This window comes from Novosphingobium sp. 18050, from assembly GCF_902706195.1.
Lineage (GTDB): Bacteria > Pseudomonadota > Alphaproteobacteria > Sphingomonadales > Sphingomonadaceae > Novosphingobium.
In genome coordinates, this window is sequence record NZ_CACSJO010000006.1 from 1 (window position 1) to 18,733 (window position 18,733).

Annotated in this window: 15 protein-coding genes and 1 pseudogene; 7 read left to right on the top strand and 9 right to left on the bottom strand. The window is 65.0% G+C overall.

The window, feature by feature from the left end; genetic code table 11:
• Both GVL61_RS08140 and GVL61_RS08145 read left to right on the top strand, forming a co-directional pair.
• Positions 1-209 (top strand): annotated as a pseudogene (locus GVL61_RS08140) (hydroxymethylglutaryl-CoA lyase); the annotation flags it as partial.
• A gap of 69 nt (positions 210-278) precedes the next feature.
• Positions 279-1,484 carry a CaiB/BaiF CoA-transferase family protein gene (locus tag GVL61_RS08145; protein WP_159978818.1) on the top strand — a complete coding sequence of 402 codons (1,206 nt, stop codon included), beginning with the start codon at positions 279-281 and terminating at the stop codon, positions 1,482-1,484.
• Between the two features lie 50 nt (positions 1,485-1,534).
• Here the strand turns inward: GVL61_RS08145 and GVL61_RS08150 are convergent, their stop codons facing one another.
• The 8 genes from GVL61_RS08150 to GVL61_RS08185 form a co-directional block, all read right to left on the bottom strand.
• Positions 1,535-2,185, bottom strand: a complete 651-nt coding sequence (locus GVL61_RS08150) for a GntR family transcriptional regulator (RefSeq protein WP_159978820.1) — start codon at positions 2,183-2,185, stop codon at positions 1,535-1,537.
• Between the two features lie 373 nt (positions 2,186-2,558).
• On the bottom strand, positions 2,559-3,392 hold the full coding sequence (locus GVL61_RS08155) for a hypothetical protein (protein WP_159978822.1): 834 nt from the start codon (positions 3,390-3,392) through the stop codon (positions 2,559-2,561).
• 243 nt (positions 3,393-3,635) lie between these two features.
• Positions 3,636-5,051: an efflux transporter outer membrane subunit gene (locus GVL61_RS08160; protein ID WP_159978824.1), complete on the bottom strand. Its 1,416-nt coding sequence runs from the start codon at positions 5,049-5,051 to the stop codon at positions 3,636-3,638.
• 106 nt (positions 5,052-5,157) lie between these two features.
• The gene (locus tag GVL61_RS08165; RefSeq protein ID WP_159978826.1) at positions 5,158-8,343 is read right to left on the bottom strand and encodes an efflux RND transporter permease subunit; all 3,186 of its coding nucleotides are present in this window, start codon (positions 8,341-8,343) and stop codon (positions 5,158-5,160) included.
• 259 nt (positions 8,344-8,602) lie between these two features.
• Positions 8,603-9,880, bottom strand: coding sequence for an efflux RND transporter periplasmic adaptor subunit (locus GVL61_RS08170; RefSeq protein WP_235037575.1), 1,278 nt, complete (start codon positions 9,878-9,880; stop codon positions 8,603-8,605).
• Complete coding sequence (locus GVL61_RS08175; protein WP_159978828.1) at positions 9,877-10,275, bottom strand: hypothetical protein; 399 nt, start codon at positions 10,273-10,275, stop codon at positions 9,877-9,879. Before GVL61_RS08175 ends, GVL61_RS08170 begins: the two co-directional genes overlap by 4 nt.
• 480 nt (positions 10,276-10,755) lie before the next feature.
• The gene (locus GVL61_RS08180) at positions 10,756-11,376 is read right to left on the bottom strand and encodes a TetR/AcrR family transcriptional regulator (RefSeq protein ID WP_159978830.1); all 621 of its coding nucleotides are present in this window, start codon (positions 11,374-11,376) and stop codon (positions 10,756-10,758) included.
• 94 nt (positions 11,377-11,470) lie between these two features.
• A complete protein-coding gene (locus tag GVL61_RS08185; protein WP_159978832.1) occupies positions 11,471-12,985 on the bottom strand; it encodes an acetyl-CoA hydrolase/transferase family protein in 1,515 nt (504 codons plus the stop codon).
• A 114-nt stretch (positions 12,986-13,099) separates the two neighbouring features.
• Here GVL61_RS08185 and GVL61_RS08190 point away from each other — a divergent pair, with 114 nt between their 5' ends.
• Together GVL61_RS08190 and GVL61_RS08195 are read left to right on the top strand one after the other, a co-directional pair.
• Entirely contained in the window at positions 13,100-13,990 is an 891-nt protein-coding gene (locus GVL61_RS08190) for a LysR family transcriptional regulator (protein ID WP_159978834.1), read from the top strand.
• Between the two features lie 83 nt (positions 13,991-14,073).
• Entirely contained in the window at positions 14,074-14,757 is a 684-nt protein-coding gene (locus tag GVL61_RS08195) for an isochorismatase family protein (protein WP_159978836.1), read from the top strand.
• A 7-nt stretch (positions 14,758-14,764) separates the two neighbouring features.
• Here GVL61_RS08195 and GVL61_RS08200 read toward each other — a convergent pair whose 3' ends face one another.
• Positions 14,765-15,601, bottom strand: a complete 837-nt coding sequence (locus tag GVL61_RS08200) for a helix-turn-helix domain-containing protein (RefSeq protein ID WP_255456484.1) — start codon at positions 15,599-15,601, stop codon at positions 14,765-14,767.
• A 195-nt stretch (positions 15,602-15,796) separates the two neighbouring features.
• Between GVL61_RS08200 and GVL61_RS08205 the strand changes: the two genes are divergently transcribed.
• The 3 genes from GVL61_RS08205 to leuD are packed head-to-tail and all read left to right on the top strand — an operon-like array spanning position 15,797 to position 18,704.
• A complete protein-coding gene (locus GVL61_RS08205) occupies positions 15,797-16,654 on the top strand; it encodes an oxaloacetate decarboxylase (RefSeq protein ID WP_159978840.1) in 858 nt (285 codons plus the stop codon).
• A gap of 17 nt (positions 16,655-16,671) precedes the next feature.
• Entirely contained in the window at positions 16,672-18,108 is a 1,437-nt protein-coding gene (gene leuC / locus GVL61_RS08210) for a 3-isopropylmalate dehydratase large subunit (protein WP_159978842.1), read from the top strand.
• Positions 18,105-18,704 (top strand): 3-isopropylmalate dehydratase small subunit, encoded by a 600-nt coding sequence (leuD, locus tag GVL61_RS08215; RefSeq protein WP_159978844.1) that lies wholly within the window; start codon positions 18,105-18,107, stop codon positions 18,702-18,704. The genes leuC and leuD overlap by 4 nt, the downstream gene beginning before the upstream one ends.
• Positions 18,705-18,733 lie beyond the last annotated feature (29 nt).

Genomic DNA, 18,733 nt, shown 5'->3' on the forward strand with positions numbered 1-18,733 from the left:
GGTGTCCCTTCGCACCCAAGGCGACCGGCAATGTGCCGACCGAGGACGTGGTCTACATGTTCGAACGCTCGGGCCTGGCCACCGGGCTGGACCTCGACCGCGTGATCGAGGCCTCGCACTGGATGGAGGGCGTCATGGGCGGCCCCCTTCGCGGTATGGTCTCGAACGCGGGCAATTTCCCGGCCGTAGCGCTGGGCAAGGACATCTGATTTTCACCGACATGACCGGGTCAGGGGCAAAGCCCCGACCCCTGTTCCCACTTTGCAGGAAGATATCGAATGACGAATGAAGGGGCTTTGGCCGGAATCCGGGTCGTGGAACTGGGCCAACTGATCGCGGGGCCATTCTGCGGCCAGCTGCTGGGCGATATGGGCGCGGAAGTCATCAAGGTTGAGCCGCCCCAGGTCGACGGTAAAGGCGGCGGTGATCCGATGCGCAACTGGGGTCACGGCGAGGCCAAGCTGTGGTGGGAAGTCGTCGCCCGCAACAAGAAGTCGGTCAGCGCCAACCTGCGTATCGCCGAAGGTCAGGAGATCGTCCGCAAGCTGGTCGCCCATGCCGACATCCTGATCGAGAACTTCAAGCCCGGCACCATGGAGAAATGGGGCCTTGGTCCCGATGCGCTTCACGCGATCAACCCGCGTCTCATTATCGTGCGCGTTTCGGGCTATGGTCAGACCGGCCCTTATTCTTCGCGCGCGGGCTTTGGCGGCATTGGCGAGGCGATGGGCGGCTGGCGCTATATCGTCGGCGATGCCGACCGCGCGCCGTCGCGCATGGGCGTCTCGATCGGCGATAGCCTTGCCGCGACTTACGGTTGCATGGGCGCGCTGGCCGCGCTCCACGCCCGTGAGCGCACCGGCAAGGGCCAGGTCGTCGACAGTGCGCTTTACGAAGCGGTGCTGCAGGTGATGGAGAGCCTCGTCCCTGAATACATGGTGTCGGACCACGTGCGGCAGCGGACTGGTTCAATCCTAGAGGGTGTTTCGCCGTCCAACGTCTACCCCACCAGCGACGGCGAGTACCTCATCGGCGCAAATCAGGACGCGGTGTTCAAGCGGCTGTGCGATGCGATGGGCCGCCCCGACCTTGCCACCAACCCGCGCTACGCGACCCACGTCGCGCGCGGCGACAACTTGCGCGAACTTGACGATATCATCGCCGAGTGGACGCGTACTTTGACGGTCGACGAACTGGAGGCGAAGATGATCGAATTCTCGGTCCCCGCAGGCAAGATCTTCCGTGCGGCCGAGATGCTGGAGGACCCGCATTTCGAAGCCCGCGACGCCCTTGTCGAGATGGAGCACCCGCGCTGGGGCTCCTACAAGATGCAGAATGCCTTCCCCAAGCTGTCCGATACGCCCAGTTCGGTGCGTCGGCGCGCGCCGCTGGAGATCGGGCAGGACAACGCCGAGGTCTACGGCGAATTGCTGGGCATGACGGCTGAGGATATGGCCGCGCTTCAGGCCCGGCAGGCGATCTGAGTATACCGCAGGGGCGCGGCGGCCCCTGCATTTGCCAGAACGGTGGTACGCTAACCGTTCGCAGGAGCGGCCGGATTGAGGCGGGCGTGGAGAGCGCGGCGAATATGCGCGATCATCAGCGCTTCCGCCCAGTCCGGGTCGCCCTGCGCCAGCGCGGCGGTGATTTCGGTGTGTTCACTGTAGCTGCGGGCCAACTGTTCGCGGCTGTAGGCCATGGCTGTCTGTTGCACCACCGGCTGCATGACGAGGCGGCCGAGCAGCGCCGCCAGCCGGTCCGACGCGGCGATCTCAAGGATCAGCGAGTGAAATTCGGCATTGGCGGCGAGGTACGCCTGTACGTCGAGCGTGGGTGCATCGAGCACATCGCGCAGGTTCTCGTTGATGGTGCGCATGCGTGCGATCTGGGTCTTGTCGGCACGGCTGGCCGCGCGGCGCACGGCATAGCCTTCCAGCATGCCGCGAAGCGTGAAGACTTCCTCGATGTCCTCCAGCGTCCACTCGGCCACGAACGAGCGCTGGCTGTCCGTGCGGCGCACGAACAGTTCAGTCTCCAACCGACGGATGGCATCGCGCACCGGGGTACGCGACACGCCGCAGATGGCGGCAAGTTCCTCTTCCTTGAGCTGCGTACCGGGCGCGAGTTCGCCCGAAAGAATACGCGCGCGCAGTTCGAGATAGGCCTGATCGCTGGCTTTCGACAAATATGCCTCCCCGGCGATGTGACGAAGCTGCGCAGTATACAAAATCACTCGTCTTCGCGAGTGCTATACGCCGTGGATCAAAATTTTTCTGGACGCTGCGGAAAAATCCAGGCGAGGCTGCTTTGAAGATTTTCGCGCACGAGCAGGCATTGCTGCCACGCCATGATCCAGGACCTACTCGAGAACAAATTGCTTCCCCAACCGGGTCTTTCAATCATCCACCCACAGAGGCGGGAAACGAAGAGGAGGAGGCATCACTATCATGAAGGCGTAGAAATCGAGGCCCTGCCTTGTGATAAACGATGCCAACTCAACATTACGACGCCAGGCGGCAATCCTCGGCCTCTGCTGGAGGACCGGAGGCAGTCAGCAATTATGGTGTTTGCGGGCGCGCGCCGATGTAGTGGCCGAAATACCGTGAACCGTCGCTATCGCGTGAGAATTCGAAGACAATTCCCACTTCCGCTCGATTGGGCCCGAACACTTGACCGCGAAATGTCCCGCGATAGCCGTTCAATTGATCGGTCAGGGTGCCGCTCAAGGTGTTGGTCGGGCGGTCGAAGCGGCCTTCGGCGGTCAGGAGCCCTATCTGGATCTGGGTTCTGTCACGCACGATCGAGAGCGCCACCGACCCTCTGATGTGGTTGACAGAAGGAGTGTAGGACCAGAAGACGTCTTGGTCGCTGGTGACGAGGTCATTCAGGCTTTGATCCTGCGATCCGGGGATGCCGCCATAGACCGCGGTGCGCCCGGTAAAGCCCAGGAAATCGGGCAGGGGGTCGGCCGACGAGGACGGCGTGCCCAGTAGTGCAACCCGGTACTGGTAGCTTGGTTTCTGCGCCCCGCCTGGAAGCATCAGCGGCTTGGTCGAGCGCCAGGTGTATTGGGCAATGTAGCGTGGCTGGGCGGCCAGGTTCAACGCCGTCAGCAGCAGCGATTCTTTTCGCTCGTTCTTCTCATAGAGCCGGTAGGTCAGGCCTGCCACTCTATCCGTTGCGGCGAAGTTCATCGTCATGCCATCATAGCCGATGTCCAGGCGCTCGGGATCGTGGGTATAGTTGAACGCGGCGAAGTGCGCGGCGTCGATCAACGCGCCCGAGGCGAAGTACTGCCGGTCCGGGTCGGTGCCGGTGCCCGGTACGACCTCGAAGTTAGCCAGATAGGCCAGGTTCGATGACAGCCCGAAAGTGGCGCTATAGTCGGTCACCGCGTAAGTCGGCGCGGGCGTCGGGTTCGGGGTGGGGGCCGGTGTCGGCGCCGGAGTGGGCGTAGGCCCACCTCCACCCGAACCCGTATCGTCACCACCGCAAGCGCCAAGCGCTAGCACGCTCACCGCGAAGGCAATATTCAGAAACCGCAAGTATATTCTCCCCTGTTTGCGTGAAAATCGTTAGCCTGCACGCAGGGCTTGAAACAACAGCGGAACGAAAAAAGTACTCGGCAGTGTCGGTCAGGTTGCCGGGGCGTCCTGCCATGTGCCGCCCAGTGCGCGGAACAGGTCGACTTGTGCAAAAGCCACGTCGCGGGTTGCGGCCGCCGAATCCGCTTCGGCCTGCGCTAGCGTGCGCTGGGCATCCAGCACGGCGAGCGAATCTATCTCGCCCCGGCTCTGGCGGGCCAGGCCGACGTTCGCAGCGCGGCTCGCGGCATCGCGCGAGGCGGCTAAGCGGTCCTTGCGCAGCAGCGCGTTGCGGTAGGCGGAAAGCGCTGTTTCCGTTTCTCCCAGCGCGCGCAGGACGGCGCCGTCGAAGGTGGCGAGGTCTGCCTTCGCGTCTGCCCTTGCGCCGCCGATGCGGGCGCGGATCGCTTCCTGGTTGGGGAAGGCCCATGAGATCATCGGGCCCAGCAGCCACCGCAGCGGGCCGCCGCCGAACACTTCGGCGGCGCCCACAGCTGTGGTGCCCACCGAGCCGCCCAGCGTGATGCGGGGATAGAGGTCTGCCGTGGCCACGCCGATGCGCGCGGTGTCGGCCGCGAGGCGGCGCTCGGCTGCCTTCACGTCGGGACGGCGGGACAGCAGCGTAGCGCCGTCTCCGACCGGGATAGGCTGGCCGACATCGGGGGTGGTCGTGCGGGCGAGCACCGCGTCGGGCAGGTCCTGCGGCGTGCGGCCGGTGAGGACTGCGATGCGGAACAACGCGGCGTCGCGCCGCGCCTCCAGCGCCGGGATCGCGGCGGCCTGAGCCTCGCGCAGCTGGATGGTGCGGATCACGTCGAGCTTCTGGTTGAGACCGCGCTCGAAGCGGGCATTGGTGATGCGCTCCGACCGGGCGAGCAGGTCTACCGTGCGCTCGGCGACGTCGATCTGTTCGCCTGCGCTGGTGGCGTCGACATAGGCGCGCACGGTATCCGCCACCACGGTCACCCGCACGGCGTCGGCATCTTCCTGCGCAGCGCCGAGATCGGCGCGCGAGGCTTCGATGCCGCGTTTTACCCGGCCGAACAGGTCCAGTTCGTAGCCGACCGAGAGGCCGCCATCGACGCGGCGGCCTTCGCGGTCGTATCCGGGCAGGACCTGACTTTCAGAGGCGCGGCCATAAGTGCCGGTGGCGTCGATGCTGGTACTGGGCAGCGCGTCCGATCGCGATCCGCGCAAGGAAGCGCGGGCGCGCTCGATCCGTGCCAGGGCCACGCGCAGGTCGGTGTTGGCCGTCAGTGCATCGGTGACGAGGCCGTCGAGGACGGCATCGTTGTAGAGGTGCCACCACTGCGCCACGGGCGCGCCGGCGGACACTTCGGCGGACTGCACGCCTACGAAAGGCGCCTCGGCGGACGGGGGCGGCGTGGGCGCGACATGGTCGGGGCCGACCGCGCAGGCGGAAAGGGCGGTTGCGGCCAGCAAGGCCGCGATGGTCTTCGTCATCATCGAAGATATCCTGTCATTCGCCGCGACTGGCGGCGGTGTGAATTTTGTGGTCCTTGGCAAGTCCAGGGTCGGCAGGTTCGATCCCGCCTACCCTGGACTGCCAAGATCATTCCGTCGGCTGCAGCGCGTGGCTGGCGTGATGGTTCGGGCCGCGGCGGCCGCCGAGCCTTTCGGCAAGATTGCGGCACACGACGTAGAAGGTCGGCGTGAACAGCAGGCCGAACCCGGTGACGCCGGCCATGCCGAAGAACACCGCTGTGCCCAGCGCCTGGCGAAGCTCGGAACCGGCGCCTTCCGCGATAACCAGAGGCACGGCGCCCAGGATGAACGCGAAGCTGGTCATCAGGATCGGGCGCAGACGGGTCCGGGCGGCGTAGATGGCGGCCTCCACCGGAGACATGCCGCGTTCGTCCTCGGCCTGCTTGGCGAATTCTACCACGAGGATCGCGTTCTTCGCCGACAGTGCGATCAGCACAACGAGGCCAATCTGAGTGAGGATGTTATTGTCCATGCCCCTGACGTTGACGCCCAGCATTGCTGCGAGAAGGCACATCGGCACGATCAGGATGATCGCCAGCGGCAAGGTCAGGCTTTCGTACTGCGCGGCAAGGACGAGGAACACGAACAGGACCGCCATGCCGAAGACGACGCCTGCCGTATTGCCGGCGGTGGACTGCTGGTAGGCGATGCCTGTCCATTCGTGGCCGTAGCCTGCGGGCAGGGTATCGTCGGCGAGCTTTTCCATCGTCGAGAGCGCCTGTCCGGTCGAGTATCCGGGGGCGACGTTGCCGTCGACCTCGATGGCCGGGTGCAGGTTGTAGCGCACGACGCGGTAAGGGCCGGTCTTGTCCTCGAAATTGGCCACCGAACCGATGGGAACCATCGCGCCGGAATTCGAGCGGGTCTTGAGGTTGGCGATATCGGCGACCGAGCCGCGATGGGCCTGATCGGCCTGCGCCGTGACGCGGTAGGTGCGGCCCAGCAGGTTGAAGTCGTTCACGAAGGCCGAGCCGAGGTAGACCTGAAGCGCTTCGAACACGCGCTCGGGGGGGACGCCCAGAAGATCGGCCTTGCGGCGGTCGACATCGGCGAAGACGCGCGGGGTATTCTGGTCGAACAGGGTGTAGATCTGATGCAGGCCTTTGGTCTGATTGGCCTTGGCGATCAGCGGGCCGGTCGCCTTGGCAAGGTCACCGTAGCCGCGTCCTTCATTGTCCTCGACGATCATGCGGTAGCCGCCGGCGGGGACGATGCCGTTGATGGTCGGCGGCGGGATCAGCAGGACCTGCGCTTTGTCGTAACCCTTCATGGCTTCCTGCGCCTGCTGCATGATCTGATCGTAAGTGACGCCCAGTTCCTTGCGCTCCTCGAAGGACTTGAACGGGAAGTAGATCGCGGCGGCATCGGGAGCGGCGGTGCGCGAAGGCCCGTGGAAACCGGCAAACATCACCGCGCCGCGAATGCCCTTGATCGGCAGCAGCCGCTTGGCGATGTCCTGCGTCACCTGGTCCGTGCGCTCCAGCGAGGAGCCCGAGGGGAGGAACGCGGCGGCAAGGAAGTAGCCCTGGTCCTGCTGCGGAACGAAGCCGGTCGGCGTCGCCCAGAACAGGCCCACGGTAGCGGCGATGAGGGCGCCGTAGACGGCCATCATGCGCGCGGGCAGAACCACGAGACGGGCGGTGAGGCGGGCATAGCTGTCGCTCATCCGCTCGAAGCCGTGGTTGAAGCGGTCGCCCGCCGATTGCAGGACACGGCGCCAGCGCGGCGCATCCTCGCCAAGGCGTTCCTTGTGGCGCAGCAGGATCGCTGCAAGCGCCGGGGAAAGGGTGAGCGAGATGATCAGCGACAGCACCGTTGCGGTCGAGATGGTGACGGCGAACTGCTTGTAGAACTGGCCGGAAATGCCATCGATGAACAGCGTCGGCACGAAGACCGCGCAGAGCACCAGGACGATGGCCACAAGCGCGCCGGAAACCTCGTCCATCGAACGGCGCGAGGCTTCGAGCGGGGTTAGTCCTTCCTCGATGTAGCGTTCAACGTTCTCGACCACGACAATCGCGTCATCGACGACGATGCCGATGGCGAGCACGAGCCCGAACAGCGAGAGGTTGTTGAGCGAATAGCCCACGGCTGCCAGCATCACCGCCGTGCCGACCAGCGAGACCGGGATGGCGATGATCGGGATGATCGCCGCACGCCAGTTCTGCAGGAACACGAGGATGACGAGGACGACGAGGATCACCGCTTCGAACAGGGTGTGATAGACGGCGTCGATCGACTGGCCGATGAATTCGGTGGGGTTGTAGATCACCGAATATTCAAGGCCTTTGGGGAACTTGGCGGCAAGTGTATCCATCTCGGCGCGGACGGCCTGCGCGGATTCGAGCGCGTTGGAGCCGGGGCGCTGCAGCACAGCCATGACGATGGTGGGCTTGCCCGAGAGGTAGGTGTTGGTGTTGTAGTCCTGCGCGCCCAGCTCGACGCGGGCGACATCCCGTACGCGTACCTGATGGCCGTCGGGATCGGTGCGGATAACGATGTCGGCGAACTGCTTCGGGTCGGCAAGGCGCCCCTGAAGTTCCACGCCGACCTGATAGGCGTTACCCTTGTCGAACGGTGGGGCACCGATGGAGCCTGCCGAGACCTGTACGTTCTGGGCCCTGAGCGCCGCGACGATCTCACCGGCGGTCAGGTCCATTTCGGCGGCGCGGCCGGGGTCGATCCAGATGCGCATTCCGTAGTCGCGCGCGCCGAAAAGTTGCACGTCGCCCACGCCCTCCACGCGCGCCAGCCGGTCCTTGACCTGGGTGAGCGCGTAGTTCGAAAGGTAGTCGCGGTCATAGGTGCCGTCGGGCGACTGGAGGTTGACCACCATCAGGAAGTCCGGCGAGGACTTGCGGGTGACCACGCCCAGGCGCTGCACTTCTTCCGGCAGGCGCGGCGTGGCGACGGCCACGCGGTTCTGCACGAGCACCTGGGCAGCATCGAGGTCGGTGCCGATCTTGAAAGTGACGGTGATCGTCACCTTGCCGTCGCCGGTGGACTGCGAGTCGACATAGAGCATGTCGTCGACGCCGTTGATTTCTTGCTCGATGGGAGCAGCGACGGTGTCTGCGACGGTTTCGGCGGAGGCGCCGGGATATTGGGCGGTCACCGTCACGGTAGGCGGGACGATGTCGGGATACTGGCTGACCGGCAGGCCGACGAACGCCAGCGCGCCGATCACGGTGATGATCACCGCGATGACGCCCGCGAAGATCGGGCGGTCGATGAAGAAGCGGGAAAGTCGCATTTTTGGGTGGCCCTTATGGGCGCGCGTCGGGGCGGGCGTGTAGCGGGGGCTACACGTAGGGCACTCCGGCGCGCCGGTGGCGCGGTAGGTTGAAATCGGTAGTCGCCGTCATCCCAGATTTGATCCGGGATCGCCGGGTACTCTTGAGGCGAGACCTCGCCACGAGTTTTCTGCAGCGCCGTACCTGCTCAACAGGTGGGCGCGACTTTCCCAGCGATCCCGGCTCAAGTCCGGTATGACGAAAATCAGGTCACGGAAGTCAGTTCACGAGCGTCGCCTGTGCGGCAGCCGGTTCGGCCGGGCCGGGCCCTGCCCGGACCTGACCGCCGGAAACGATCTTGCCCGGTTTGGTCTGGACATGGGCGCCGGGCATGACGGCCTGATAGTTGGAGATCACCACGGTGTCGGCCGCCGTCAGCCCGGACCGCACGACGCGAAGGTCGCCGATCAACGGTCCGGTTTCTACCGGCCTGCTGGCCACGGTGCCATCCTTGCCCACGACCATTACGACCTTGCGGGTCTGGTCGGCACGGATTGCAGCGTCGGGCACCAGCATGGCCTTGACGGTGCCGCCGCTGGCGAGGCGCATGTTGCCGAACATGCCCGGCGTCAGGAAGCCATCGGCGTTGTCGAGGCTGGCGCGCACGCGGATCGTCCCCGAACGCGGATCCAGTCCGTTATCGGTGAAGTCCAGCTTGCCCTTCCAGCGATAGTCGGCCTCATCCTGCAGGCGGACCTCTACCGGGGCGGCCTCGCGCTTCTCGGCCTTGTCGCGCTGGGTCTTGAGGAACAGCGATTCAGAAGCGTCGAAGGTGAAGTAGATCGGCGAAACCGCGTTGATCGTAGTGAGCAAGGTGGCATTCGCACCGCTCTCGCCGGAGACGAGGTTGCCCGAGTCTACCCGGCGATCCGAAATGCGGCCCGAGATCGGGGCGCGCACGATTGAGAATTCGACATCGAGGTCGCGGGTGCGTACGCGTGCCTGTGCTGCGGCGAGCGCGGCTTCGGCGGCCCGGACGCGCGAGCGCCGCTGGTCGACCTCGCTGGCGGCCATGGCCTCGTCACCGGTTAGTCCGGCGACACGGCTGTAGTCCGATCGCGCAAGCGACAGTGCGGCACTGGCCGAGGCGGCGTCCGCCTGCGCTTCTGCCAGGGCGGCGCGGTAAGGGCGCTGGTCAACCACGAACAGCGCCTGTCCGGCCTGAACGTAATCGCCGTCCTTGAACAGGATCTGGGTGATCGCACCCGAGACACGCGGGCGCACCTCGACCGTCTTGCTGGGGGCGAAACGGCCGACGTAATCGTCCCACTGCGTCACTTCGCGCACCAGCGGATGGGCGGCCTGGACGATCGTGGGCGGGGGCAGGGCAGCAGCAGCCTCGGGCTGGAGGAATTTCCAGCCGAGACCGGCGACCGCCACCAGCGCAAGGGCGCCGATGACGACCGGCATCCGGCGCGAGGACGAGCCGCGCTCGGTCCTCACGTCGGTGTCCCGCGCATATTCGGAAGGGATTTCAAGAGATGTGGCGAGATTCACGCGGCGAGCCTCCGGAAGGGCGCTTTCGAACGCCCGATGATATCGATGACGGCGCCGATCTTGGCTTCGCTGTGGCCGGCCGCACGGGCTTCCTTCAGCGCAGAGACCGGGAGGGTGTAGCCCTGATGCCAGGCGTAGACCGCCAAGCGTCGCAGGGCTTCGAGCTGTTCGTTGGCCAGCATGGCCGAAGGCGGCGTCGGGCCGAGGACCAGCCGCGAAAGCCAGCCTCGCTTGCGATGGGGGCGCAGTGTGCCGAGGCCGTCCTGCCTTGCGAGGGCGACGACGCGGTGTTCCAGGGCGGAAAGCGGCTGCATTTCGGCAGTCGGGACCAGCGGGGCGGAAATTGCGATGGGCAGCGCTTGATGTGCTGCATCGGTGAAGTCGATGAAGGCCATGTTTCGTGCTCCTTCCTGGAGTGCCCCGGCGCGCGCCCCGGGACGGGGGAAGGGCGCACACCGGGGCAACTTCCGGCTCGGGGCAGCCGGAAGGGTTTCGGGCGCAGTCGGCCAGCGCCGGACACGGGTGTCCGACCGGGCAACTGCCAGTTCTGCGTAATAGGGCCTCGACCCACACGGGTGTTCGGCGCCATGACCGACCCGCGAGGACCGGCTGGTTATTAAGGGATTACCCGATGCCGTGTCGGCGGCGAGTCGGGTGGTTTGTTTCTATACCGATTGGTATATATTCCGTGCTGCGTTGCGTCAAGCGGCTTTCTGTACCGACCGGTAAATTAGGTCGCGCCAGCGCTTTTCAAGAGGTGAACCGCAGTTGAATGAAATATTTTGCACAAAGGGGCGGCAGGTTTAGCCCGGCTTTCGTGTGGCTCCGTTCCCTGTCCTCAGGGCATTTCTCGAGAGCTTTTTGAGTAGCCCGCGTTAGCGGCTGGGCCACATCGAAAGAAACGTATCGACGGTACCCTGAAGTTCGGTGGGGCACACGCAACCCTGCGCCTTGACCGACATGCCCTGCAGCACGGTGGTCAGACAGCCGGCGAGCGCGCTGGCGTTGACGCTGTCGGGGAGGTCGCCTTCAGCCTGCGCGCGCTTGAAGCGCACGGCGACGGCTTCTTCCGATGCGATGCGCCGAGCGATGACATGTGCGCGGATCGAATCGTCTTCGGCACAGGCGACGGCACTGATGACGCCTAAGCAGCCGTGCGGGTCGCTTGTACCGCAGTGAGTCGCCAGCGCGCCATTAAGCAGCCGTTCGGCCACTCCGCGTGCGGTGGGCGCTTCCAGCGCCTTGCCGATATAGGCCATCTTGTCGCGCTCGTAGAGGTCCAGCGCCTTCTTGAAGAGCGCTTCCTTGTTGCCGAAACACGCATATAGGCTGGGCTTGGTAATGCCCATGGCCTCGGTCAGTTCGGCCATCGAGGCGCCTTCGTAGCCGCGAGTCCAGAACACTCGCAGCGCGGCGGAAAGTGCCTCGTCGGGATCGAATTCACGCGGTCGGCCCCGACTCGCAGTGGGGGCCGTATTGGGGGCCGAACATTTCATACCGAGCGGTATATAGGTAGGAGGGGCGGCTGCGTCCAGTGCCGCTGCCCCTCCTGTCCTTTTGCGCAGGCCGCTGTCCCTTGCCGCGCTCCGGTCATGCCGGGAGCATCGAGCCCGTGTCGATGAAGCGCTGATGCCACGACAGCGCCTCGCTCGGCAGCGATGGGGCGTGGCGTCCGTAGGAGCCGTGATAGGCGCGGTCGTAGTAATCGCGCAGCGCGTCGCGGTACATCGGGTGCGCGCAGTTCTCGATCACCAGCGCGGCGCGCTTGCGCGGGGGCAGGCCGCGCATGTCGGCAAGCCCCTGTTCGGTCACCAGCACCGCCACGTCCTGCATGATGTGGTCGACATGGGCCGCCTGGGGGACGATCGCGGAGATCGCGCCGCCCTTGGCCGTCGAAGGCGTCATGAAGATCGAGACATAGGCATTGCGCGCGAAGTCGCCCGAGCCGCCAATGCCGTTCTGGATGCGCGATCCCATCACGCAGGTCGAGTTGACGTTACCGTAGATGTCCGCCTCGATCAGGCCGTTCATGGCGATGCAACCAAGGCGGCGGATCAGTTCTGGGTGGTTGCTGATCTCCTGCGGGCGCAGGATCATACGGCTGGAATAGCGCGCCATCTCGGCGTTGATACGCTCCGCCGCCTCGGGGCTGAGTGAGAACGCGGTGGCGGATGCCATGCGCAGTTTGCCCGCGTCGATCAGGTCGAGCATGCCGTCCTGGATCACCTCGGTATAGGCCGTCAGCTCGTTGAAGGGCCCGTCGATGAGGCCGGTCAGCACGGCATTGGCGATATTGCCCACGCCCGATTGCAGCGGCAAGAGGTCCGCCGGCAAACGGCCCTTGGCAACTTCGTGGCTGAGGAACTCGATGATGTTCCCGGCGATTGCCAGCGCGCTGGCATCCGGCGCGGTGAAGGGCAGGTTGCGGTCTGGCGCGTCGGTTTCGACGATGGCGACGATCTTGGAAGGGTCGCACTGCAAGGTGGCCTGGCCGATGCGGTCGTCGGGACGAACCAGAGGGATCGGCACGCGGTGGGGCGGCAGGGCGGTGCCGTAATAGATGTCGTGCATTCCCTCCAGAGCCGGGTTCTGCCACGAGTTCACTTCGAGGATTATCGCGTCGGCGCGGTCGAGCCAGGTCTTGTTGTTGCCCACCGAAGAGGAAGGCACCAGCGAACCGTCGGGCCGGATCGCAGTCACTTCCACCACCGCAACATCCAACGGGCCAAGGAAGCCCTGCCATGCCATCGGCGCCACCTGCGACAGGTGCATGTCGAGATAGTCCATCTCGCCCTTGTTGATCCGTTCGCGGGCGATGGGGTCGGAATTGTACGGCAGGCGCAGTTCGATGCCATCGGCCTTGGCCAGCGCGCCGTCGAGTTCAGGGCCAGTCGAGGCGCCGGTCCAGACCTTGACCCGCATCCGGCGTCCGGCGGCGTGTTCAGCTTCGATTCGGGCTGCGAGTGCCATCGGCACCGCCTTGGGGTAGCCGGAGCCGGTGAAGCCGCTCATCCCAACGGTTTGGCCGTTGTGGATTAACGCGGCGGCGTCTGCTGCGGACATTACTTTCTGGCGCAGGTCGGCACGGGCGATACGGTTCGTCATGGGGAGTCCCTCTCAGTACTCTGGCCTTCTCGGGGCCGCAGCTTCTCATTCGAACCGTGCAGGAATGAAGGCAATAGCTCAAATGAGTGCATCACTTGTGCTATACGCGTTCAAATGAGCGACCTCATCCGATCCCTGCGACTATTCGTGCGCCTGAGCGAAGAGGGTAATTTCTCTGCCCTCGCGCGTCGGCAGAACCTCAGTCATACCACGATAGCGCGGGCGATTGACGATCTTGAGGCACACTTCGGTGTTCGCCTGTTCCAACGCTCGACTCGCCGCCTGAGCCTGACCGGTGATGGCGAGCGGCTGGTGGAATATGCTGCGGCGATCCTCGATCAGGTCGGGCAGGCAGAGGCGGATCTGGCCGGTGCGGTGGCGGCGCGCGGACTGGTGCGGATCGGCGTGACCACGGCGCTTGGCCTGCATTATGCGCAGCGGCTGGAGCACTTGCGCGAAGGGCATCCCGATCTCATGGTGGAATTGCTGTTCGCCGACTGGCGAGACGTGGCCGACGACGGCGGCCTGGACCTGTGGCTAACGGTCGGGGCGAGCGAGGCGCCCGGCGCAGTCGCGCTGGGAGAACTGGCGCGCATTCTCGTTGCCGCACCTGCCTATCTGGAAGCTCACGGTGTGCCGTCTGGCCCCGACGATCTGATGGCGCACCAGTGTCTCACTTACGGCTACGCTGCCCGGTCCGAGCCTTGGCCGATCGATGGCCGCGAGATGCGCGTGAACGGGTTCCTGCGCGCCAATACCAGTGAGGCTGTGCTACGGGCGACACGCGGCGGGCTGGGTATCGGCCTGCTTCCGCGCATTCAGGTTGAGGAGGATCTGGCGCGCGGCACTGCGGTGCAAGTGCTGCCAGAGGCCCGCATCGCACCGCTGGTCATCATGGTCGCCCACGGGTTTCGCGGTATGCGCCTGCCGATGCGGGCGCGCGTGGCTATGGATTTCCTGGTTGAGGGCTTTCCCGGCGAAACGCTTCGATCTTCCATACTGTGAGCAATGACAGCAGCGGCGGTTTGCAGGCTTGCAGGGCCGGACTAACGCCGCCGCACCACCTTGAAGCACCGGAGACAGACGCAATGACGCTCATCGGCACTCACATGGTCCAATCACCCTTGACCGCCCGCCAGTATTTCGAGCAGGTCATGGCCAATCCTGCGCGCCGGCCATTTGGCTTCGGCCGCAAGCTCGCCATCGTCAACGTCGACATTCAGTGCGCCTATACGCAGATCGACCGCTACGTGACCGCTTACGAAACGGATCCCCGGCAGGTCGAGCATGTCAACACGATTTCGGCGCTTGCCCGCAAGAAGGCGATGCCGGTGATCTGGACCCGCGTGGCCTATATGCCGACCGGCGCCGACTGCGGTGTCTGGGGCATGCGCGAGGATGGGCCGGACGCGCTGCAGTCTATCCGTGCAGGCAGCGAGCGCCACGCTTTCGACCCGCGCTGCGTGGTTGACGAAAGCGTCGATGCGGTGTTCGACAAGCGCATGGCCTCGGCTTTTCACGAGACGCACCTGAACAGCCTGCTGACTTGGCACAGGGTCGATACCGTGGTGATCACCGGCGGTTCGACGTCGGGCTGCGTGCGCGCGACTGCCATCGATGCGGTGAGCCACGGTTACCGCGCCATCGTGCCGATCGAAACCACCGCCGACAAGCATGAGAGCCCGCATTTCGCCAATCTGACCGATATGCAGCTCAAGTATGCGGACGTGGTCCCGGTAAGCGCCGTGGTGGAGTGGCTGGAAACCCGTTGAAGTTGGTCTAGCCGTCTTCCCCGCGCGTGCTGGCGCCGGGCAGGGCGGGCCAATCCGCCGTGCGCGGAGTTGCCGTCAATTCGGCGCTGATCGAGGCTGCGCACGTGCGGATCAGTTCGGAAAAGCGCTGGATCGCGTCCTCCATCTTCATCGCCGAGGCAAAAAACGCCAGCGATATGGCGCCGATCGGACGCTCATCGTCGAAGATCGTCGCGGCCAGTGACGATGTCTTGCCGGGATTACGCGTAAAGCGGTTGAAGCTGCGCGTGGCGTAACCCTGATCGCGCAGTTGGCTGATGAAACCGGCGTCCTCGGCAAGGGCGATGGCGTGGTCCCACTCAGGGTTCTCCAGCACCTTCATCGAGGCAATCAGCGTACCACGCTCCGCATCGCCCAGAGAGGCGATGTAGATCAGGCCCGCAGCGGTATCGAGCAGCGGACTGGCATAGCCGGGGAAGTATTCGTTGAAGGTCAGCGCGCTGAGCGCATGGGTAGAATCGCGGATCACCATCGAATGGCCGACATGGGTGGAAAGCGTGATTGGCCAGCCCACCATGCGGGTCAGCTCGACGATATGCGGGCGCGTAGCTTTCACCAGGCGAGCATCGCCCTGAAACCCATGCGCGAGAGTTTGCACCAGAGCGGTCGGGCGGTAGCGGCGGCGGCTCTGCTCGCGCTCTATCAAGCCTTCGTGAAGCAGCGACTGGACGAGCCGAGAAACCGTAGGAAAGGGTAGATTACAAGCCTTCGCAATGTCGGTGAGCGTCGCCGATCCACCCCGGTTAATGGCCTGAAGCACGGCGATGCCGCGAGACAGAGAACGAATCGGGATACCATTTTCCAACGTCGACGGCCCTCAATCTTGCGCCTCGAACGGGCGATTCCACATGAGCATCATGCCAATGCTGCAAGGCAATGTCCACAGGGTGAACATGCGGGGCGAGCCGGGTTCGATATCGGGTCTTGCAGGCATAGGACGGTCGGCAAGCAGCAGGCACCCGGCAAGGCGCCGCGCACCGAAATAGCAACGAGGAACACGATGGCACAGCCGATCCTGCGCAAGATGCTCGCTGAGGGCAAGTTCGTGACCGCTCCGGGCATCCAGGACATGATTTCCGCGGTCGTCGCGGCGCAGTGCGATTTCGAGGTCGTCTACGGGTCGGGCTACTGGCTTACCGCCTCGGCGCACGGGTTGCCGGATGCCGGAATCGCTTCGGTCACGCAGATGACTGATCGCATGGCGACGCTGGTGGCTTCTTCGAAAGCGGCGGTCATCGCCGATGCGGACACCGGCTTCGGCGGCCTGCTCAACGTCCACCACACGGTGCGCGCCTATGAGGCGGCGGGCGTCACCGCGATCCAGATCGAGGATCAGGAATTCCCTAAGAAGTGCGGCCATACGCCGTTCAAGCGGGTGATCCCGGCGGACGACATGGCGCGCAAGATCGAAGTCGCCTGCGAGGCGCGATCGTCCGAGGATTTCCTTGTCATCGCCCGCAGCGATGCGCGTCAGTCAGAAGGCTACGACGGGATCATGCGGCGCATGGAAGCCTATGCCAAGGCCGGCGCCGATGTGCTGTTCCCCGAGGCGCTCGAAAGCCATGAGGAAATGACCGCGATCACCTCGTCCTTCGATGTGCCGATGCTGGCGAACATGGCGCATGGCGGCCTCACCCCAATCGTCTCACCTGGCGAGCTTGAAAAGCTGGGCTACGCGATCGGCATCTATCCGGCGATGGCCTCGCTGGTAGCCGCGCAGGCGATGGAGGAGGCGTTCCGCCGCCTCCGCGCCGGCGATGCCCCTGCCAACGACGAGATGTTCGATTTCAAGCGCTTCTGCCGCCTGATCGGCTTCGAGGACGTCTGGGCCTTTGAAAAGCGCTGGGCGCAGGACTGATCGGGAGGCTGAGCGACATGACCCCACGCACTCTTTACGAAAAGATCTGGGACGCCCACGTGGTGTCGAGCCGCGATGACGGCAGCAGCCTGATCTACATCGACCGCCATCTGGTTCACGAAGTCAGCAGCGCACAGGCTTTCGAAGGCCTGCGCAAGGCCGGGCTGCCAGTGCGTCGCACCGACCTGACTCTGGCGATGCCCGACCACAACGTGCCGACGACGCCGCGCGTCGATGCGGCGGGTAACCTGATCCCGATCGTCGACCCGGCCAGTGCCATCCAGCTTGCCGCGCTGGAATCCAACGTGGCTGAATTCGGCGTGCCGTTCTTCACCGCAACTTCGCCTGAGCAGGGCATCGTCCATGTCGTCGGACCGGAACAGGGCTTCACACTTCCCGGCTGCACACTGGTCTGCGGTGATAGCCATACCGCCGCGCATGGCGCACTGGGCGCGCTGGCCTTCGGGATCGGCACGACCGAGGTGGAGCATGTGCTGGCCACGCAGACGCTGCGGATGGCGCGCTCCAGATCGATGGAAATCCGTGTCGAGGGCAAGCTGGGCCACGGCGTTTCGTCCAAGGACGTGATCCTTGCGGTGATCGGCCGCATCGGCGTTGGCGGGGGCATCGGCCATGTGATCGAATATCGCGGCTCGGTGTTCGATGCGATGAGCATCGAGGAGCGCCTGACGGTCGCCAACATGTCGATCGAAGCGGGCGCGCGGGCAGGCCTGTTCGCGCCTGACGAGACGACCTTCGCTTACCTCAAGGGCCGCCCGATGGCGCCCAGAGGCGAGCAGTGGGAGCACGCGGTTGCCCGCTGGCGCGAACTGCGCAGCGACGAAGGCGCCGTGTTCGACAAGTCGATCACTATCGATGCCTGCGAAATCGCGCCGAGCGTGACCTGGGGAACCAACCCCGAGCAGGTCGTGTCGATCGACGGCGCCGCGCCGCGTCTCGAAGACTTCGCCGACGAGGGGCGCCGCGCCGCCGTCGCCCGCGCGCTGGACTATATGGGCATCGCGCCGGGACAGGCGATGATCGACGTCGAGGTCGACCACGTCTTCATCGGCAGTTGCACCAACAGCCGCATCGAGGATCTGCGCGCCGCCGCCAGGGTGCTGGAAGGGCGCCATCTGTCGCCGCGGATCCAGTCCGCCATCGTCGTGCCGGGCTCGGGCCTGGTCAAGCGCATGGCCGAGGCCGAGGGCCTCGACAGAATTTTCACGGACGCCGGTTTCGAATGGCGCGAGCCGGGCTGTTCGGCGTGTCTGGGGATGAACCCAGACGTGATCCCGCCGCTGGGCCGCTGCGCCTCCACGTCCAACCGCAACTTCGTCGGCCGTCAGGGCCCTGATGCCCGCACCCACCTGATGAGCCCCGCAATGGCGGCGGCAGCGGGCTTGGCCGGGCACCTTGCCGACGTGCGCGCCTATATCGGAGAACCGGCATGACCATGGCCGTAGTGGCAGGGCGGGCCTATCCGCTGGGCCTCAGCAACGTCGATACCGACCAGATCATCGGTTCGGACTGGCTCAAGACGATCAGTAAGGTCGGCCTTGGCGAGGGTGCCTTCGCAGCCCTGCGCGATAACGGCGTCACAGTGTTCGACGACGAACGCTACAAGGGCAGCGAAATCCTCGTGGCGGGTGCCAACTTCGGCTGCGGCTCCAGCCGTGAACATGCCGCCTGGGCGATCGTCGACACCGGCATCCGCGTGGTGATCGCACCCAGTTTCTCGGATATCTTCTCCAGTAATGCCTTCAAGAACGGCATCCTTACCGCTGTCGTCGACGAAGCGGCTATCTCCCCGCTGATGGCCGTCGCGAGCGCCGACGGCGAGGATGGTTTGCTCAAAGTCGACCTGATCGACCAGATCATCGAGACGCCGGACGGCCAGCGCCGCCCCTTCAACATTGACCCCTTCCGCCGTGAATGCCTGATCGAAGGTCTCGACGAAATTGCGCTCACCCGCACTGAGGACCCTGCGATCAGCGCCCACGAGGCGCGCGTCTCGCTCGTCGAGCCCTGGCTTGCCGGAGCGGTCTGAACCCTATCCCCCCGGCTCCACCCCTGAAG

Excerpts from the sequence above, each read along its gene's own strand:
- GVL61_RS08145 (WP_159978818.1), top strand. The coding sequence starts at position 279 with ATGACGAATGAAGGGGCTTTGGCCGGAATCCGGGTCGTGGAACTGGGC.
- GVL61_RS08160 (WP_159978824.1), bottom strand. The coding sequence starts at position 5,051 with ATGATGACGAAGACCATCGCGGCCTTGCTGGCCGCAACCGCCCTTTCC.
- GVL61_RS08165 (WP_159978826.1), bottom strand. The coding sequence starts at position 8,343 with ATGCGACTTTCCCGCTTCTTCATCGACCGCCCGATCTTCGCGGGCGTC.
- GVL61_RS08175 (WP_159978828.1), bottom strand. The coding sequence starts at position 10,275 with ATGGCCTTCATCGACTTCACCGATGCAGCACATCAAGCGCTGCCCATC.
- GVL61_RS08180 (WP_159978830.1), bottom strand. The coding sequence starts at position 11,376 with ATGAAATGTTCGGCCCCCAATACGGCCCCCACTGCGAGTCGGGGCCGA.
- GVL61_RS08185 (WP_159978832.1), bottom strand. The coding sequence starts at position 12,985 with ATGACGAACCGTATCGCCCGTGCCGACCTGCGCCAGAAAGTAATGTCC.
- GVL61_RS08190 (WP_159978834.1), top strand. The coding sequence starts at position 13,100 with ATGAGCGACCTCATCCGATCCCTGCGACTATTCGTGCGCCTGAGCGAA.
- GVL61_RS08195 (WP_159978836.1), top strand. The coding sequence starts at position 14,074 with ATGACGCTCATCGGCACTCACATGGTCCAATCACCCTTGACCGCCCGC.
- GVL61_RS08205 (WP_159978840.1), top strand. The coding sequence starts at position 15,797 with ATGGCACAGCCGATCCTGCGCAAGATGCTCGCTGAGGGCAAGTTCGTG.
- leuC (WP_159978842.1), top strand. The coding sequence starts at position 16,672 with ATGACCCCACGCACTCTTTACGAAAAGATCTGGGACGCCCACGTGGTG.
- leuD (WP_159978844.1), top strand. The coding sequence starts at position 18,105 with ATGACCATGGCCGTAGTGGCAGGGCGGGCCTATCCGCTGGGCCTCAGC.